Raw genomic sequence first — 16,441 nt, 5'->3', positions numbered from 1 at the left:
TCAGCGAATTGCCGCAGCCTGCGATCCCAGGAGCCTGGCGAGGACACCCTGGTAGATGCGCGACAGCGGTTCGAGGTCCGCGATGCGGACGTGTTCGTTCAGCTTGTGGATGCTCGCGTTGACCGGCCCCAGCTCGATCACCTCGGGGCACCACGTGGCGATGAATCGCCCGTCGGAAGTGCCGCCGGAGGTGGAGAGCTCGCACTGCACACCGGTTTCGGTGGCGATGGCCGCCGACACAGCGTCGACCAGTCCGCCCTTGGGCGTGAGGAAGGGCATGCCCGACAGCGACCATTCGATCGCGTAGTCGAGGCGATGCCGGTCGAGCAGCGCATGCAGTCCTGTCTTCAGGGATTCGACCGTGCTCTCGGGCGAGAAGCGGAAGTTGAAGAGGATCTTCAACTCGCCCGGAATCACGTTGTTCGCGCCGGTGCCGGCGTGGATGTTGGAGATCTGGAAGCTCGTGGGGGGGAAGTACTCGTTGCCTTCGTCCCACACCACGCCCACCAGTTCGGCGAGCGCCGGCGCCGCCTCGTGCACGGGATTGCGTGCGAGGTGCGGATAGGCGATGTGCCCCTGGACCCCGCGCACGGTCATCTCGCCCGAGAGCGAGCCGCGCCGGCCGTTCTTGATTGTGTCGCCCAGACGGTGGGTGGAGGTCGGCTCGCCGACGACGCAGTAGTGGAGCTTCTCGCCACGGCCGCGCAGCCATTCCACTACCTTGACCGTACCGTCCACGGCCACGCCTTCTTCGTCGGACGTGATGAGCAGCGCGATGGACCCGGGATGGTCAGGGTGCGCCGCGATGAACTGCTCGGCGGCCGTCACGAACGCGGCGATGGAGGATTTCATGTCGGCGGCGCCCCGGCCGTAGAGCACGCCTTCGCGTTCCGTGGGCGTGAACGGGTCCGAGTTCCAGCGGTCCAGCGGGCCGGTCGGCACGACGTCGGTATGGCCCGCGAAACAGACGACCGGGTCGGCCGTGCCGCGCCGGGCCCAGAGATTGTCGACGTCGCCGAAGCGCAGGGGGGTCGTTTCGAAACCGAGCGCGCGCAGGCGCTCCGCGAGCAGGTTCTGGCAGCCACCGTCGTCAGGCGTGACGGAGCGGCAGCGGATGAGGGACCGCGTGAGTTCCAGCGTATCGGAAGGCATGAATCAGGAGTGGTCGAGTCGGTCGAGGTCGATGGACATGCCGCCGGTGCTGGACAGGGACGGGGACGCAGACGTGGAGGCCGCCGGCGCGGAACTGCCGCCTGCCGAGGGCATGCCGAAGACGCCGGTCCCGGAGGATTTCGACTTCGTCAGCGCGGCGTTGTCGAGCAGCCAGGCCAGGTTGGAGGGCGAATCGGAGTTCTTGAGCGCCTCTTCCTTGGAGATGAGCCCCTGCGAGTAGAGCTTGAACAGGGCCTGCTCGAAGGTCTCGCAGCCGGGCGACAGGCTCTGCTCCATCGCTTCCTTGATCTGGTCCACGTCGCCCTTCTTCACCAGCTCGGCGATATGCTTGGTGTTCAGCATGATTTCCACGGCGGCGACGAGGCTGCCGTCGTGGCCTTTCACCAGGCGTTGCGAAATGATCGCGCGCAGGGTGGTGGAAAGGTCCGCCAGCAGGCCTTCACGCGCATCGTGGGGGAAGAAATTGATGACCCGTCCGAGCGCGTGATAGCTGTTGTTGGCGTGCAGCGTGGTGAGGCACAGGTGGCCGGTCTGGCCGTAGAGCAGCGCGTGCTGGAGCGTCGTGCGGTCGCGCACCTCGCCGATCAGCAGCACGTCCGGGGCTTCCCGCATGGCGTTCACCAGGGCGTTGTCGTACGACAGGGTGTCCTGCCCGACCTCGCGCTGGTTGATGACGCACTTGTTGTTCGTGTAGACGTATTCGATCGGGTCCTCGATCGTGAGGACGTGGCCGCTGCGGGTGTGGTTGCGGTGCTCGACCATGGCCGCGAGCGTCGTGGACTTGCCGGAGCCCGTGGACCCGACGATCAGCACGAGACCGCGCTTTTCCATCACGAGGTCTTTCAGCAGCGACGGCAGACGCAGCTTCTCGAAGCCGGGAGTGCGGTTGCGCAGGTAGCGGATGACCATCGCGATGTTGCCGCGCTGGCGGAAGACGTTGACCCGGAATCGCCCCACGCCCTGGACGGGATAGGAGAAGTTCATCTCCTTGATCTCGTCGAAGGTCTGCGCCTCCTTCTCCGTCATCATGTCGTACGCGATCTTGCGCACCGACTCGGCATCCATGACCTGCTGGTTCACCGGCATGATGTTGCCGAGGATCTTGATGGAGATGGGGGAACCGACGGACACGAAGAGGTCGGAGGCCTCCTTCTCGGCCATCAGCTTGAACAGCGGCGTGAGGTACGTGCTCATGTCATCCTCCCTGGCGCCGCTGCGGTCCGCACCGGCCGTTCGTGGTCCGGGGCGCCGTCGGGACGCGGTGGCGTGCGATCGAAAGGGGACTGCCGGGCCCGTGAAGGCGGCATCGCGGGAATCCCCGGCTTCGCCGACCGCCCTCAGTCGCCCCGCAGCAGTTCGTTGATGCTTGTCTTGGCGCGGGTCTTGGCGTCGACCTGCTTCACGATAACGGCGCAATAGAGGCTGTATTTACCGTCGGCGGAGGGCAAGTTGCCCGAAACCACCACCGAACCTGGCGGAATGCGCCCGTAGAGGACCTCGCCGGTGTCGCGGTTGTAGATGCGGGTGCTCTGGCCGATGTACACGCCCATGGAGATCACGGAGCCCTCGCCGACGATCACGCCTTCGACGATCTCCGACCGGGCGCCGATGAAGCAGTTGTCCTCGATGATGGTCGGGTTGGCCTGCACCGGCTCCAGCACGCCGCCGATGCCCACGCCGCCGGACAGGTGCACGTTCTTGCCGATCTGGGCGCAGGAACCGACCGTGGCCCAGGTGTCGACCATGGTGCCTTCGTCCACGTACGCCCCGATGTTCACGTAGGAAGGCATCAGCACCACGTTCTTGGCGATGAAGGACCCCTTGCGCGCGGCCGCGGGAGGGACGACGCGGAAACCGCCGGCCCGGAAGTCGGCATCGCCGTAGTCGGCGAACTTGGGCGCCACCTTGTCGAAGTAGTTGCTGTAGCCGTCGCGGATGACGGCGTTGTCGGCGAGGCGGAAGGACAGCAGGACTGCCTTCTTGATCCACTGGTGGGTCACCCAGTCGCCGTCGCGCTTTTCCGCGACCCGCAGCGTGCCGGCGTCCAGCCCGGCGATGACGTCCGCCACGGCCTGCTTGATGTCCGCCGGCGCCGAGGACGGCGACAGTGCGGTGCGGTTTTCCCAGGCCTGCTCGATGACGGATTCCAGTGCGGACATGCGGGTGTTCTCTCGATTCGGTTGGTTGTCGTTGATCAGCGTGCCTTGCGCACGAATTCGGCGAGCCGCCCGGCGGCCTCGATGCACTCCGCGAACGGGGCGACCAGGGCGATGCGCACGAAGCCCTGTCCCGGGTTGACACCCTGCGCCTCGCGCGCGAGATAGCTTCCGGGCAGAACCGTCACATTATATTGTTCGAGCAGTCGCCGGGCGAATACGGTGTCATCCCCCGGCACGCGCTGCCAGAGGTAGAAGGCGGCTTCGGGCATGGCGGTTTCGCAGGCGGCGCCGAGGATTTCCACGACCGCGCGGAATTTCTCGGCGTACTGCCGGCGGTTGTCCACCACGTGCGCCTCGTCGCGCCAGGCGGCTTCGCTCGCCGCCTGCACGGTCAGGCTCATGGCGCTGCCGTGGTAGGTCCGGTACAGCAGGAAGGATTCGATCACCTTCCGGTCCCCTGCGACGAAGCCCGTGCGCATGCCCGGGACGTTGGACCGCTTGGACAGGCTGCTGAAGACGATGAGGCGCCGGTAGTCCGACCGGCCCAGCTGGACGACGGCCTGCAGGGCGCCCAGCGGCGGCCGGCCTTCCTCGAAGTAGATCTCCGAATAGCACTCGTCGGCGGCGATCACGAAGCCGTGCCGGTCCGACAGCTCGAACAGCGTCCGCCACTCGTCGAGCGTCATGACGCGGCCCGTCGGGTTGGCCGGCGAGCACACGTAGATGAGCTGGGTGCGGGCCCAGACATCGTCCGCCACGGACGCGAAGTCGTAGCGGAACTGTGTTTCGGGAAGCTGGTTGAGGAAATGCGGCTGCGCGCCTGCGAGCAGGGCGGCCCCCTCGTAGATCTGATAGAACGGGTTGGGCATGACCACGACGGGATCGGGCCGCGTGCGGTCGACGACCGTCTGGGCAAAGGCGAACAGCGCCTCGCGGCTGCCGTTGACCGGCAGGACTTCCGCGGCAGGATCGGGCTTCGCGATGCCGTAGCGGCGGGCGATCCAGTCCGCGATGGCTTCGCGCAGGGAGGGCGTCCCGGCCGTGGCGGGATAGCCGGCCAGGCCGCCAAGATTGCCTTTCACGGCGTCGAGGATGAAGGCGGGCGTGGGGTGCTTGGGCTCGCCGATCGACAGGTTGATCGGGCGCAGGTCCGGAGGGGTGGCGGCGCCGGCGAACAGGCGCGAGAGCTTCTGGAAGGGGTAGGGCTGGAGGCGGGCGAGATCGGGATTCATTCGGAATGGGCGAAAGGACGCCGGCGCCGGAGGCGGGCGGGAAGCGGGATTATAGGGACCGCGGGACGGTCCACGACGACGTCGTGAATGGTGTCGGATCGGTTACAATTCCGCCGTTTTCATCGGGCATTATCCGCGCGGTATGCGGTGCGTCCGGTGTGCCGTATCAGCCGCCTGGCCCGGTGACGCCGCCAGGCGGTTGTTTTTTATCTTGCATTCATGCCGTAGGCGTTGAACGGGGTTTTCCGGGTGCGTCTCACACACATCAAGCTCGCAGGCTTCAAGTCCTTCGTCGACCCTACCCACATCGCATTGCCGGGCCAGCTGGTCGGCGTGGTGGGGCCCAACGGCTGCGGGAAGTCGAACGTCATCGATGCGGTCCGGTGGGTGCTGGGCGAGTCGTCCGCCAAGCACCTGCGGGGCGAGACGATGCAGGACGTCATCTTCAACGGCTCCGGCGAACGCAAGCCGGTGAACCGTGCCAGTGTCGAACTGGTATTCGACAACAGCCTGGGCAAGGCAGCCGGCGCATGGACCAACTACGCCGAGATCTCCATCAAGCGGGTGCTCGAGCGGCAGGGCGAGTCCAGCTACTACATCAACAACATCGCCGTGCGGCGGCGGGACGTCGCGGACATCTTCCTGGGCACGGGCCTGGGGGCGCGAGCCTACGCCATCATCGAGCAGGGCATGATCTCCCGCATCGTCGACGCGAAGCCGGAGGAACTGCGGGTGTTCCTGGAGGAGGCCGCGGGGGTGTCGAAGTACCGCGAGCGCCGCAAGGAGACCGAGAACCGGCTCGAGGATGCCCGGGAGAACCTGTTGCGCGTGGAGGACATCCGGCGCGAACTGGGCCTGCAGATCACCCGCCTCGAGGAACAGGCCGTCGCCGCCGAACGCTACCGCACGCTGGAGGCGGAGATCCGCCGCAGCCAGTGTCTGCTGTGGTCCATCCGGCGGCGCGACGCCGGCAACCTGCGGGTGCGGCTGGCCGGAGAGATCGGGCAGACCGCCACGGATCTGGAACGCACGACTGCCGAATTGCGTGAAGTGGAATCCGGCCTGGAAACCTCCCGCAGCGCCCACTATGCCGCGGGCGATGCCGTGCACTCCGCGCAGGGTCTGCTGTACGAGGCAAACGCCGAGTTCGCGCGCATCGAGCAGCAGCTCCAGTTCCAGCGGGCGAGCCGGAACCGGGCCGAATCCCGCCGGCGCGAACTGGACGACCAGATTTCACGGGACAGCACCCGGATGGACGACGTCCGTTCCGAACTGCAGAACACCGAGGCCGATCTCGAGGCTGCCGTCGCGATTGCCGAGCAGAGCGCGGAGCAGGCGCGTGATGCGCAGGACGCGATGCCCGAGACGGAGACGGCCTTCCGCAATGCGCGCGTGGAACTGGACCGGGTGCGGCAGGCCATCACCCAGGCCCAGCGGGACCGCGAAGTGGCCATCGCCCGCCGCGACCAGACCGACCGGCTGCTGAGCCAGCTGCGCATGCGCCGTGAACGGCTAGAGGGCGAACTGCAATCGATCGCGGCGCCGGACGAGGCCGAGATCGAACGGCTGCTGCAGGAAAAGGAGGCCCTCGCCGAGGAAATTCAGGGGCTGCAGGAACGGCAGAGCGCGCTGCAGGCGCGCATCCCGCAACTCGAATCGGCCTACCGGACCGCGGCGCAGGGTGTGGAATCGGCGCGCGGCCGGCTGGCCTCGCTCGAAGCGCGGCGCCATGCGCTCGTGGCTCTGCAGCAGCAGGTCGGATCGTCGGAACAGATGGCGGCGTGGCTCGGTCAGCACGGCCTGTCGGACATGCCGCGCCTGTGGGAGAAGGTCCGCGTCGAGGCCGGTTGGGAAGATGCGGTGGAAGCCGTGCTCCGCGAACGCCTCAACGCGCTTGCCCTGGTGGATCCCGCGCGCCTGTCCGACTGGTTCGGTTCCGCCCCTCCCGGAAAGCTCGCCGTCTATCGCCCCGAGCCGGCCGCTGCCGGCCAGGATGCTGCGCCTGCTCCGGCGGGATGCCGCGCTCTGACGGCCGTCGTGACGTGCCAGGAGCCGGGCGTCGAAAGCGCGCTGCGGGAATGGCTGACGGGCGTCTGGGCGGCCGAGTCGGCGCAGCAGGCGATGGCAGCGGCTGCCTCGCTGCCTCCGGGCGAGATGGTCGTGTCCCGCGAAGGACACATGTTCACGGCGCACAGCATGGGCTTTCATGCGCCCGACTCCGAAATCCACGGGCTGCTCGAGCGCAAGCAGGAAATCGAGGCGCTGGAGCGGGAGATCCCCGGAGTCGAGAACGAGCTTGCCCTGCAGCGCGACACGCAGACGGATGCCGAAGCGGAACTGAAGGAAGCGCGTGCCGAACTGGACCGGATCCGCCAGCGGGTTTCCTCGCTCTCCCAGTCGCGGCACGAAGCCGATCTGGCGCACATGCGCGCGGCCCAGCTTGCGGGACGGGCGCGAGAACGGCGGTCGCAGATCGAAGGCGAGCTTGCCGAGATCGCCCAGGAGCAGGCGCGCGAGCACGAAATCCGCAGCGAGACCGACCGCGACATCGAGATGTCCGGCGACGCCTCGGATGGGCTCTCCCAGGAACTGGAAAGCGCAGAGGAGCGCTTTCATGCGGCGGAGGCCGGTCTGTCGACCGCTCGCGACCGCACGATGTCCGCCGAGCGGCAATGGCAGGAAGCCCAGTTCGAAGTGCGCGGGCTGGAGGCGCGCCAGGGCGAATTGAAGCGCGGCCTCACGGGGCTGGGCGATGCGCTGACGCGCGCGCGCGCCGCGCTGGAGGAAGTTCTCGGCGAGCTGGAGCGCACCGACGAGGGCCCGCTGGAATCCGAACTGGGGGTGGCGCTGGATGTGAAACAGCAGCGCGAAGCCGCGCTCGCCCGGTGCCGGGACGCCTTGAGCGAAGCGGAGCGCGACCTGCGGGGGCTGGACGAGCGCCGGAATGGCCTCGAACGCCAGCTCGAACCGATGCGCACCCGTCTGGGCGACCTGCGGCTCAAGGAGCAGGAAGCGCGGCTTGCCGAGGAGAATTTCGCGGCGCAGCTCGCGGAGGCGCGGGCGGACGAGGCGGAACTCGCGCCGCTCATGGAGAAGCCGCCACGGCCCAACGCGCTGCAGGCGGAGATCACCCGCCTGCAGGAAGAGCTGACGGGCCTGGGCGCGGTGAACCTCGCCGCGCTGGACGAACTGCAGAAGACCACCGAGCGCAAGGGCTTCCTGGATGCCCAGTCGGCGGACCTGAACGAGGCCGTGGCGACGCTGGAAGACGCCATCCGCCGCATCGACCGCGAAACGCGCGAGCGCCTGAAGGGCACCTTCGACGAGGTCAATAAGAATCTCGGCGAGATGTTCCCGCAGCTCTTCGGCGGCGGCGAGGCGAAGCTCGTCATGACCGGCGAGGAGATCCTCGATTCCGGCGTGCAGATCATCGCCCGGCCGCCGGGAAAGAAGAACGCGTCCATCCACCTGCTGTCCGGCGGCGAGAAGGCGCTGACCGCCGTGTCTCTCGTGTTCTCGCTGTTCAGGTTGAACCCCGCCCCGTTCTGTCTGCTGGACGAGGTGGATGCGCCGCTGGACGATTCGAACACGAGCCGTTTCTGTCAACTGGTCCGCAAGATGTCGGACCAGACGCAGTTCATCTTCATCAGCCACAACAAGATCACGATGGAGCTCGCCGAGCAGCTGGTCGGCGTGACCATGCCCGAACTCGGTGTGTCCAGGGTCGTCGCCGTCGACATCGAGGAAGCGCTCAAGATGCGCGAGGAGCAGGCCGCATGACCGTCGTGCCGGGCGTACCGCAAAGGGCAATGACATGAGCGATTTTCAGTTGGGACTTCTCGGCTTCGGTGTACTGGTGATCGTCGGCGTGCTGGTGTTCAACTGGTGGCAGGAACGCAACCACCGCCGGCGCGCCGAGGAGGCCTTCGACGTGCCCGCCCGGGATATCCTGTTCGAGCACGAGCCGATTGCGGCGCCCGAGCCGCCACTCCCCAGCCCCGCGGCGATCGCACTCGATGACCCCCCGTCCGAAGAGCCGGTACATCGCGAGCCGGAGATCGAGGTTCCGACCCGCGCTGTACGCGAACTCCCGCCCGTGGCGGCCGGCGAACCCGACGAAGCCATGGTCGATTGCCGCGCCGAGTTCGAGCAGGAAGAACCCTTCGGCGACGAATTCCTGGTGCGGCTCGCCCAGGCGATCTCCGCCCTCTCGCGACCCGTCCGCGTGATGGGGCTCGACGACCGCAGCGGCCTCTGGGTGCCGGTCGACGAGGCCGGCAGCGGACGTTTCCGGCGCATCCGCACCTCGGTGCAGCTCGCGGACAGGCAGGCGGTCATCTCGCGGGCGGAACTCGACGAATTCGTCGGCGCGATGCAGGCGGTCTCCGACGAGGCCGCGGTGGATCTCACGGCTTCCGACACCTCGATCATGGAAGCCCGCGCCCAGGAACTCGACAACTTCTGCGCCGAGGTCGACATCGCGATCGGATTGTCGGTCGTGGCGCGCGGCGGACATCAGTTCCCGGGCACGACGATCCGCGCGCTGGCCGAAAGCGCCGGACTCAAGTTGAAGCCGGACGGCCAGTTCCACTTCGAGGACGCCCAGGGCCAGTCGCAGTTCACGCTGGACAACCAGGCCACGGAGCCGTTCTTTCCCGACAGCATCAAGTCGCTCTCGACCAACGGCATCACCTTCCTGCTCGACGTGCCGCGCGCGAGCGGCGGCATCGCGACGTTCGACCGGATGGTGCAGGTCGCCAAGCGCTTTTCCTCCACGCTGGAAGGCATCATCGTGGACGACAACCGGAATGCGCTGTCCGACAACGGGCTGGATGCGATCCGCCGTCATCTGAGCGGCGTCTACGCCGCCATGGAAAAGGCGGGCATCCCCGCGGGCAGCGCCACCGCCAACCGACTGTTCTCCTGATGCCCGTTCCGCCGGACGTTCTGGCCGAGATCGAAGATCTCCGGCGGAACCTCGAGCATCACAACTACCGTTACTACGTCCTGTCCGCGCCGGAGATCCCGGACGCGGAGTTCGACCGCCTGTTCCTGAGGCTGCAGTGGCTCGAGTCCGAGCATCCCGAGGCGGCATCCCCCGATTCCCCCACGCAACGGGTAGGCGGGTCCGCGGTCGAGGCGTTTCCTCCGGCGCCGCACGCGGTGCCGATGCTTTCGCTCAACAATGCCTTCACCGACGCGGACGTGGAAGCGTTCGACCGGCGTGTGAGGGAGACGACCGGTGCCGAGACGGTGGAGTACGCCGTCGAACCCAAGTTCGACGGGCTCGCCATCAGCCTGACCTACCGCGCAGGAGTGCTCGTTCGCGGGGCCACGCGTGGTGACGGCGCCACCGGCGAGGATGTCACCGGCAATCTGCGCACGGTGCGCTCCATTCCGCTCGGGCGGGACGGCCCGCGCCTCCCGGACGTGCTGGAGGTGAGGGGCGAGGTTCTGATGACCAAGCGCGAGTTCGATCGACTCAATGCCGAGCAGCGCACCCGCAACGACAAGCTCTTCGTGAATCCGCGCAACGCGGCGGCAGGCGCGTTGCGTCAGCTCGATCCGCGCATCACGGCGAGCCGCAAGCTCTCGTTCTACGCCTACGGAATCGGGCAGGTCGAGGGTGGCGCGGCGCCGAGCGAGCGTCACAGCGGGCTGATGGACTGGCTGCAGGAACTGCGGTTTCCGGTCAGCGACGAGCGCCGCGTGGTGTCGGGCATGGAGGGCCTGCTCGGTTACTACCGTGCCATCGGAGAGCGGCGCGCCTCGCTGCCTTTCGAGATCGACGGTGTCGTATACAAGGTGGACGAACTCCGCAAGCAGGAGATGCTGGGATACGTATCGCGCGCACCGCGCTTCGCGATCGCGCACAAGTACCCCCCCGAGGAGGAGCTGACCGAGGTGCTGGACATCGAGGTCCAGGTCGGCCGCACGGGGGCGCTCACGCCGGTGGCCCGGCTGAAGCCGGTGTTCGTCGGCGGCGTGACCGTGACCAATGCGACGCTGCACAACGAGGACGAGATCCGGCGCAAGGACATCCGTGTGGGTGACCGGGTGATCGTGCGGCGCGCGGGCGACGTGATCCCCGAGGTGGTGCGTGTCGTGCCCTCCGATGGAACACGCGGCGAGGAGTTCCACCTGCCGCACCGGTGCCCCATCTGCGGCTCGGATGCCGTGAGGGAAGAAGGCGAGGCGGTGCGCCGCTGCGTGGCCGGGCTGTTCTGTCCTGCCCAGCGCAAGCAGGCCTTGCTGCATTTCGCGCAGCGCCGGGCGCTGGACATCGAAGGCCTGGGCGAGCGCCTGGTGGATCAGCTGGTGGACCGCGACATGGTGCGCACACCTGCGGATCTCTACCGGCTTGGCGCGGCAGATCTTGCAGGGCTCGATCGCATGGGCGAGCGATCGGCAGCCAACATCGTGGCGGGCATCGGCAAGAGCCGTAACACGACGCTGGCAAGATTCGTCTACGCGCTGGGGATCCGCAATGTGGGCGAGGCCACGGCCCGGGACCTCGCGCGGCACTTCGGCGATCTGCCGCCGCTGCGGTCCGCCACAACGGACGAACTCATGCGGGTGCCGGACGTGGGGCCGATCGTGGCGCAGAGCATCGCCGATTTCTTCGCCCAGCCGCACAACGCCGAGGTGATCGACGCGCTCAAGGACGAAGTGCGCTGGCCGATACAACCTCCGGTGACCGCTTCCGGCGCGCCACTTGCTGGGGTGACTTTCGTGCTCACCGGTACGCTGCCGAATCTCACCCGCGACGAGGCGAAACAGAAGATCGAGGCGCTGGGCGGCAAGGTCGCCGGGAGCGTTTCGGCGAAGACCCGGTACGTGGTGGCCGGTTCGGACGCAGGATCCAAGCTGGAAAAGGCCCAAGCGCTGGGAATCGAGATTCTCGACGAGGCGGGGTTGTTAGAATTGCTCGAGCCGTGCGTGTCGGCAGAGCACAAAGCCAAGGAGAAAGAATGAAAGGGCCCATCAAGACCGCCGTGTTTCCCGTGGCAGGACTGGGAACGCGGTTCCTTCCGGTGACCAAGGCAAGTCCCAAGGAAATGTTGCCCATCGTCGACAAGCCGCTCATCCAGTACGCGGTGGAAGAGGCAGTCAACGCGGGCATGACGCAGATGGTGTTCATCACGGGCCGCAACAAGCGCGCCATCGAGGACCACTTCGACAAGGCCTTCGAGCTGGAAACGGAGCTGGAGGCCAAGGGCCGCACGGCGCTGCTCGACTGCGTCCGGAAGATCGTTCCCAGCAACGTGAGCTGCATCTATGTGCGCCAGCCGGAAGCGCTGGGGCTCGGCCACGCGGTGCTGTGCGCCAAACCCGTCGTGGGCAACGAGCCCTTCGCGGTCATCCTGGCCGACGACCTCATCGATGCTCAGCCGTCCACGCTCCAGCAGATGGTGGACGTCTACGCCGAACGGAAGAACTCGGTCCTCGCGGTGCAGACGATTCCGCCCGAGGATTCCAACAAGTACGGCGTCATCCGCAACGAGCCGCTGGCTTCCAAGCTGCACCGGATCGTCGGGATGGTGGAAAAGCCCAAGCCCGCCGATGCGCCGTCCAATCTGGCCGTGGTGGGGCGCTACATCCTCACCCCGCGCCTGTTCGATTTCCTGGAAGGGATCGGCAAGGGCACCGGGGGCGAGATCCAGCTGACAGACGGCATCGCCCGCCTGCTGGACGTCGAGCATGTTCTTGCCCTGGAGTTCGAAGGCCAGCGCTACGACTGCGGCTCCAAGCTCGGCTACCTCATGGCCAACTTCGTCTATGCGCTGCGTCACCCGGAAGTGGGGGTCGACTTCGCCGCCTTTGCGGCGTCGATGGCGAAGTCGGTGAAGAACTAGCGCGATGGTGTCGCGCGACGAAGCCCTGAGGATCCTGGAGACGGCGGAACTCGTCTGCCCGGCCGATCAGGTCCAGGCCGCCGTGGTCCGCCTGGGGCGGGAGATCAGCGAATCCATCGGTGACACGTTTCCCGTGGTGCTGCAGGTGATGCGCGGTTCCAGCGTGTTCTGCGGCCACCTGCTCCCGCTGCTGCACTTTCCCCTGGAGTTCGACTATATCCACGCGACGCGTTACGAGAACGCCACGGCCGGGAAGCAGATCTCCTGGAAGGTGAACCCGCCGGACAGTGTCCGCGGCCGCACCGTGCTGGTGGTGGACGACATTCTCGACGAAGGGCATACCCTGGCGGCGATCCGCGAGAGTCTCCTGGCGCGAGGCGCGGCGGCGGTACGCATTGCCGTGTTCTGCGTGAAGGATCTCGGACGCGAGAAGCCGGTGTCGGCCGATTTTGTCGGAGTGACCGTGCCGGATCGCTACGTGTTCGGCTATGGGATGGATGCTTACGGGGCGTGGCGCAATCTGCCCGCCGTCTACGCACTGAAGGAGCAGCAGGACTCATGACCGCGCCGGTTCTCGGCATCATCGGTGGTACGGGGCTCACCCAGCTTTCGAACCTGGAGGTCTCGCGCAGGCAGGTCGTGAGGACGCCCTTCGGCGAACCCTCGGGTGCGCTGACCTTCGGCAGGATTCACGACCGCGAGGTGATCTTCCTCGCGCGCCACGGCTACGGGCACACCATCGCGCCGCATCAGGTGAACTACCGCGCGAACATGTGGGCCCTGCATGCCGAAGGCGTGCAGCGCGTCGTTTCCATTGCGTCGGTGGGCGGTATCGCCTCAGGGCTGGGGCCGGGCGTCCTGTGCGTGCCCGACCAGATCATCGATTACACCTGGGGCCGCAAGAGCACGTTCTTCGAGGGGCCCGACCAGCCAGTCACACACATCGACTTCACCCATCCCTACGACGAGCGGCTGCGCCAGGATCTCCTGCGCGCCGCGCGTGCCATCGGCGAGAAGATCGTGGAGGGGGGCGTGTACGCGACGACCCAGGGGCCGCGTCTGGAGACGGCGGCCGAAATCAACCGCCTGGAGCGTGACGGCGCCACCGTCGTGGGAATGACGGGCATGCCCGAGGCGGCACTCGCCCGCGAGCTGTCGCTGGCCTATGCAACGCTCACGGTCGTGGTCAATCATGCCGCCGGCCGCGGCGACAGCGTGGACGGGATCTCGCTGGACGACATCAAGGCCGTGCTGCAGGAATCCCTGGGGCGCGCCCGACGGATCCTCGAGAAGCTGCTGGAGGACTGTGTCAGTCCGTGAGGTGATCCGCATGGGGGATCCGCGCCTGCTCGAGGCGGCGCAACCCGTGCGGGCATTCGACACGCCGGAGCTTCGGACCCTGGTCGACGACATGCTGGACACCATGAAGCACCTGAACGGCGCGGGACTCGCCGCGCCCCAGATCGCCGTGGGGCTGCAGGTGGTGATCTTCGGCGGCTTCAAGAGTCCGCGCTATCCCGAAAGCGATGAGATCCCCTTCACGGTCCTCATCAATCCCAAGCTGGAACCCTTGGGCGGCGAGATGGAGGAGGGCTGGGAAGGCTGTCTGTCGGTACCGGGGATGCGGGGCCTGGTGCCTCGATTCAAGCGGCTGCGCTACGTGGGGTTCGATGCGAAGGGACAGCCGATTGACCGCACTGTTTCGGATTTCCACGCGCGGGTCGTCCAGCACGAGTGCGACCACCTGGCGGGAGTGCTCTACCCGATGCGCATCCGGGATCTGCGCAATTTCGGCTTTGCGGACGTGCTGTTTCCCGGCCAGCTCGATCAGGACGACTGAGCGGCCGCGTCAGAGTGCCTTGGAGGCCCGGGCGCGGCTCCGCCGTGGCGCACCGGCGTTCGGCCGCAGAGACTGCCGCCCGGGAACAGCCCGGCGCAGACGTCGACCCGCGGCGGTCGCGGTGGGACTTGCCCGCCAGGGCCCAGGCGGAGCCGGCGATCTAGTTGGTGCGCTTGAGCAGCTTCTGCTTGATCCGCTCGAACTCGTCGCGGTTGATGGCGCCGGCGTCGAGGGCCTTCTGCAGATCCTTCAATTCCCAGCCCTTGGAGATCTGGGTGGACTGCTCCACCTTGACCACGGTATCGCCGCCGCAGGCGGTCAGCGCGAGCGCTGCCGCCAACACGGTGGCAGCCTGACAGACACGATTCACGATCATTTTCCCGTTCCCCCAGCGTTCACTGAACGCTGTCGATGAGCGCCTTCTTCTGACGCTCGTATTCCTTGTCTGACAGGGCGCCTGCATCATGGGCTTCCTTGAGCTCGATGAGCTGCTGCCCGATGGTCACGTCGATGCGCGGACCCTTGGGCTTGGGGGAGCCGCAGCCGGCTAGGGTGCAGGCGGCAAGCAGGGCGGCCACGAGGATCTTCCCGTTCAATTGAGCATCTCCTTCTGGAACTCGTTGCGGGCAGCCGGGCGGAACGGCAGGAATTTTTGCACTGGACCGGACACGCGCGCGTCTGCCCAAGCGGACGTTCATATAATGCCGGACGGGGTCTGGCCTCACAAGCACGCGGCAACAATCGATCGACAGGGAGCACGCCTTTGAAGCATCCACTAGCAGGGCCGCCGTCCGCCCGGCCGCGGGCAGCGGCTGTTCTCGACCCGGCCGCCCGCCAATTCCACGCCGGGCTGTGGCTCCTCGCCCTTGCCTTCGCCCTCTGGGCACTGAGCGCCAATGCCGAGCCTCCGCCGGTCGTTGCCGGGCGAGTGGATCTGGTCACCGGCGATGTCCGGTTCATCGATGCGGCGAAGAAGAACCGGCGGCCGGCGAAAGGCGATCCGGTGCTGTCGGGCGAAACCATCGTTTCCGGCCGCGACGGCGAAGTACATCTCACGATGGAAGACAGCGGCTACCTCGCGGTCCGTCCCAATACCCAGCTCAAGGTGGTGGACTACCGGGCCATGGGTGACAAGGAGGACCGCAGCATCCTGCGCCTCATCGAGGGCACGTTCCGGTCGATCACCGGCTGGATTCCTCGTGTGTCCCCCCGGAGCTACCGCATCGAGACGATCACCGCCACCATCGGCGTGCGCGGCACCGATCACGAACCCATGTTCCTGCCCAAGGGCAGCCCCCTGGGTCCGCCCGGCACCTACGACAAGGTGAACGAGGGCGAGACGTCCCTGGAGGACAAGTCCGGCGTTGTCTACATACCGCCGAATACTGCGGGCTACTCGTCGCTCCAGGACGGGGTGCGCGCCAGGCTGCTGGAGCGCATTCCGGATTTCTTCAAGGGCACGCCCAACGAGAATCTGCTGTCGGGCAAGCACAAGTCGATTCAGGAGCGCCTGCAGGAGAGGCTGGATGAGCGGCTGCGGCTCAACCAGGAACCCGGGGCCGGGCAGACGGAACCGCGCAGCGGCGTTTCGGGCGAGAAGGTGGAACAAGGCCTGGAGTCTGGCGCGAAGGGCGGTGCCGTCCCGGAGATCCCGCTGCCGGGCGTGGCCGTGCCGGGTGCTGCGATACCCGCGATCCTTCCGGGTGCGGCGGGTGCGGCCGGGGCGGCGGTTCCCCCGGTCGGAGGGGTGGTGCCGGGCATTCCCATTCCGGAGGCAGCACCGGCCGTGGCGCCTGCGGCACCCCCGGCACCGCCTGCGCCATCGTCACCGCTGGCGGCTCCGGCTCCGGACAAGTCGTCTTCGGCGCCTCCGGCAGCGCCCGCAGGTCGTCCCGAGTCCCGCAAGCCGGGACTGCCCCGCGGGGCACCCGCCACGGGTGGAGCACCTGCCGTCAAGCCGGAAGCCCCGGGGGATCCCGCTGACCGGCAGCGGGCCTACGACAACCGGCGCCGTGAACTGCAGTCCGATCACCGCGGACAGTACGAGCGGGACCGCGACACGGACCTCAACCGGGATGCGGATCGCGTGCGGGAGGCGGACCGGGTGGAATCGCGGCGGCGGCGCGAACAGCGCTGAGCTGGCGGCGGCAGGAATGAAAAAAGGCCCGCGGCGATCGCCGC

14 protein-coding genes are annotated in these 16,441 nt (G+C 67.3%); 8 read left to right on the top strand and 6 right to left on the bottom strand.

The window, feature by feature from the left end; all coding sequences use genetic code 11:
* The 4 genes from dapE to IPK20_13100 all read right to left on the bottom strand — a co-directional run bounded on the left by dapE (position 1) and on the right by IPK20_13100 (position 4,564).
* A complete protein-coding gene (gene dapE, locus IPK20_13115; GenBank protein MBK8017554.1) occupies positions 1-1,152 on the bottom strand; it encodes a succinyl-diaminopimelate desuccinylase in 1,152 nt (383 codons plus the stop codon).
* Between the two features lie 3 nt (positions 1,153-1,155).
* Positions 1,156-2,367 (bottom strand): PilT/PilU family type 4a pilus ATPase, encoded by a 1,212-nt coding sequence (locus IPK20_13110; protein MBK8017553.1) that lies wholly within the window; start codon positions 2,365-2,367, stop codon positions 1,156-1,158.
* A gap of 143 nt (positions 2,368-2,510) precedes the next feature.
* The gene (dapD, locus tag IPK20_13105; GenBank protein MBK8017552.1) at positions 2,511-3,332 is read right to left on the bottom strand and encodes a 2,3,4,5-tetrahydropyridine-2,6-dicarboxylate N-succinyltransferase; all 822 of its coding nucleotides are present in this window, start codon (positions 3,330-3,332) and stop codon (positions 2,511-2,513) included.
* A 35-nt stretch (positions 3,333-3,367) separates the two neighbouring features.
* On the bottom strand, positions 3,368-4,564 hold the full coding sequence (locus tag IPK20_13100; protein ID MBK8017551.1) for a succinyldiaminopimelate transaminase: 1,197 nt from the start codon (positions 4,562-4,564) through the stop codon (positions 3,368-3,370).
* 249 nt (positions 4,565-4,813) lie between these two features.
* On the opposite strand from IPK20_13100, the gene smc reads away from it, so the two are divergent.
* The 7 genes from smc to IPK20_13065 are packed head-to-tail and all read left to right on the top strand — an operon-like array spanning position 4,814 to position 14,260.
* Positions 4,814-8,344 carry a chromosome segregation protein SMC gene (gene smc / locus IPK20_13095; GenBank protein ID MBK8017550.1) on the top strand — a complete coding sequence of 1,177 codons (3,531 nt, stop codon included), beginning with the start codon at positions 4,814-4,816 and terminating at the stop codon, positions 8,342-8,344.
* Positions 8,345-8,378: 34 nt separating this feature from the next.
* Positions 8,379-9,491, top strand: a complete 1,113-nt coding sequence (locus tag IPK20_13090) for a hypothetical protein (GenBank protein ID MBK8017549.1) — start codon at positions 8,379-8,381, stop codon at positions 9,489-9,491.
* Complete coding sequence (gene ligA, locus IPK20_13085; protein ID MBK8017548.1) at positions 9,491-11,539, top strand: NAD-dependent DNA ligase LigA; 2,049 nt, start codon at positions 9,491-9,493, stop codon at positions 11,537-11,539. The genes IPK20_13090 and ligA overlap by 1 nt, the downstream gene beginning before the upstream one ends.
* Positions 11,536-12,420: a UTP--glucose-1-phosphate uridylyltransferase GalU gene (galU, locus tag IPK20_13080; GenBank protein MBK8017547.1), complete on the top strand. Its 885-nt coding sequence runs from the start codon at positions 11,536-11,538 to the stop codon at positions 12,418-12,420. The genes ligA and galU overlap by 4 nt, the downstream gene beginning before the upstream one ends.
* A 4-nt stretch (positions 12,421-12,424) precedes the next feature.
* A complete protein-coding gene (locus IPK20_13075) occupies positions 12,425-12,982 on the top strand; it encodes a hypoxanthine-guanine phosphoribosyltransferase (GenBank protein MBK8017546.1) in 558 nt (185 codons plus the stop codon).
* The gene (locus IPK20_13070; protein MBK8017545.1) at positions 12,979-13,740 is read left to right on the top strand and encodes an S-methyl-5'-thioinosine phosphorylase; all 762 of its coding nucleotides are present in this window, start codon (positions 12,979-12,981) and stop codon (positions 13,738-13,740) included. The genes IPK20_13075 and IPK20_13070 overlap by 4 nt, the downstream gene beginning before the upstream one ends.
* Positions 13,727-14,260, top strand: coding sequence for a peptide deformylase (locus tag IPK20_13065; GenBank protein ID MBK8017544.1), 534 nt, complete (start codon positions 13,727-13,729; stop codon positions 14,258-14,260). The genes IPK20_13070 and IPK20_13065 overlap by 14 nt, the downstream gene beginning before the upstream one ends.
* A 160-nt stretch (positions 14,261-14,420) precedes the next feature.
* On the opposite strand, the gene IPK20_13060 is transcribed toward IPK20_13065, so the two are convergent.
* Together IPK20_13060 and IPK20_13055 are read right to left on the bottom strand one after the other, a co-directional pair.
* Entirely contained in the window at positions 14,421-14,636 is a 216-nt protein-coding gene (locus IPK20_13060) for an SHOCT domain-containing protein (GenBank protein ID MBK8017543.1), read from the bottom strand.
* Positions 14,637-14,655: 19 nt separating this feature from the next.
* Positions 14,656-14,856 (bottom strand): SHOCT domain-containing protein, encoded by a 201-nt coding sequence (locus IPK20_13055; GenBank protein MBK8017542.1) that lies wholly within the window; start codon positions 14,854-14,856, stop codon positions 14,656-14,658.
* A 167-nt stretch (positions 14,857-15,023) separates the two neighbouring features.
* On the opposite strand from IPK20_13055, the gene IPK20_13050 reads away from it, so the two are divergent.
* The gene (locus IPK20_13050) at positions 15,024-16,397 is read left to right on the top strand and encodes a FecR domain-containing protein (GenBank protein MBK8017541.1); all 1,374 of its coding nucleotides are present in this window, start codon (positions 15,024-15,026) and stop codon (positions 16,395-16,397) included.
* Positions 16,398-16,441 lie beyond the last annotated feature (44 nt).

The sequence above is a fragment of the Betaproteobacteria bacterium genome, from assembly GCA_016713305.1.
Classification (GTDB): domain Bacteria; phylum Pseudomonadota; class Gammaproteobacteria; order Burkholderiales.
The sequence above is the reverse complement of the archived record's forward strand: the minus strand, read 5'-3'. Positions and strand labels throughout refer to the sequence as shown.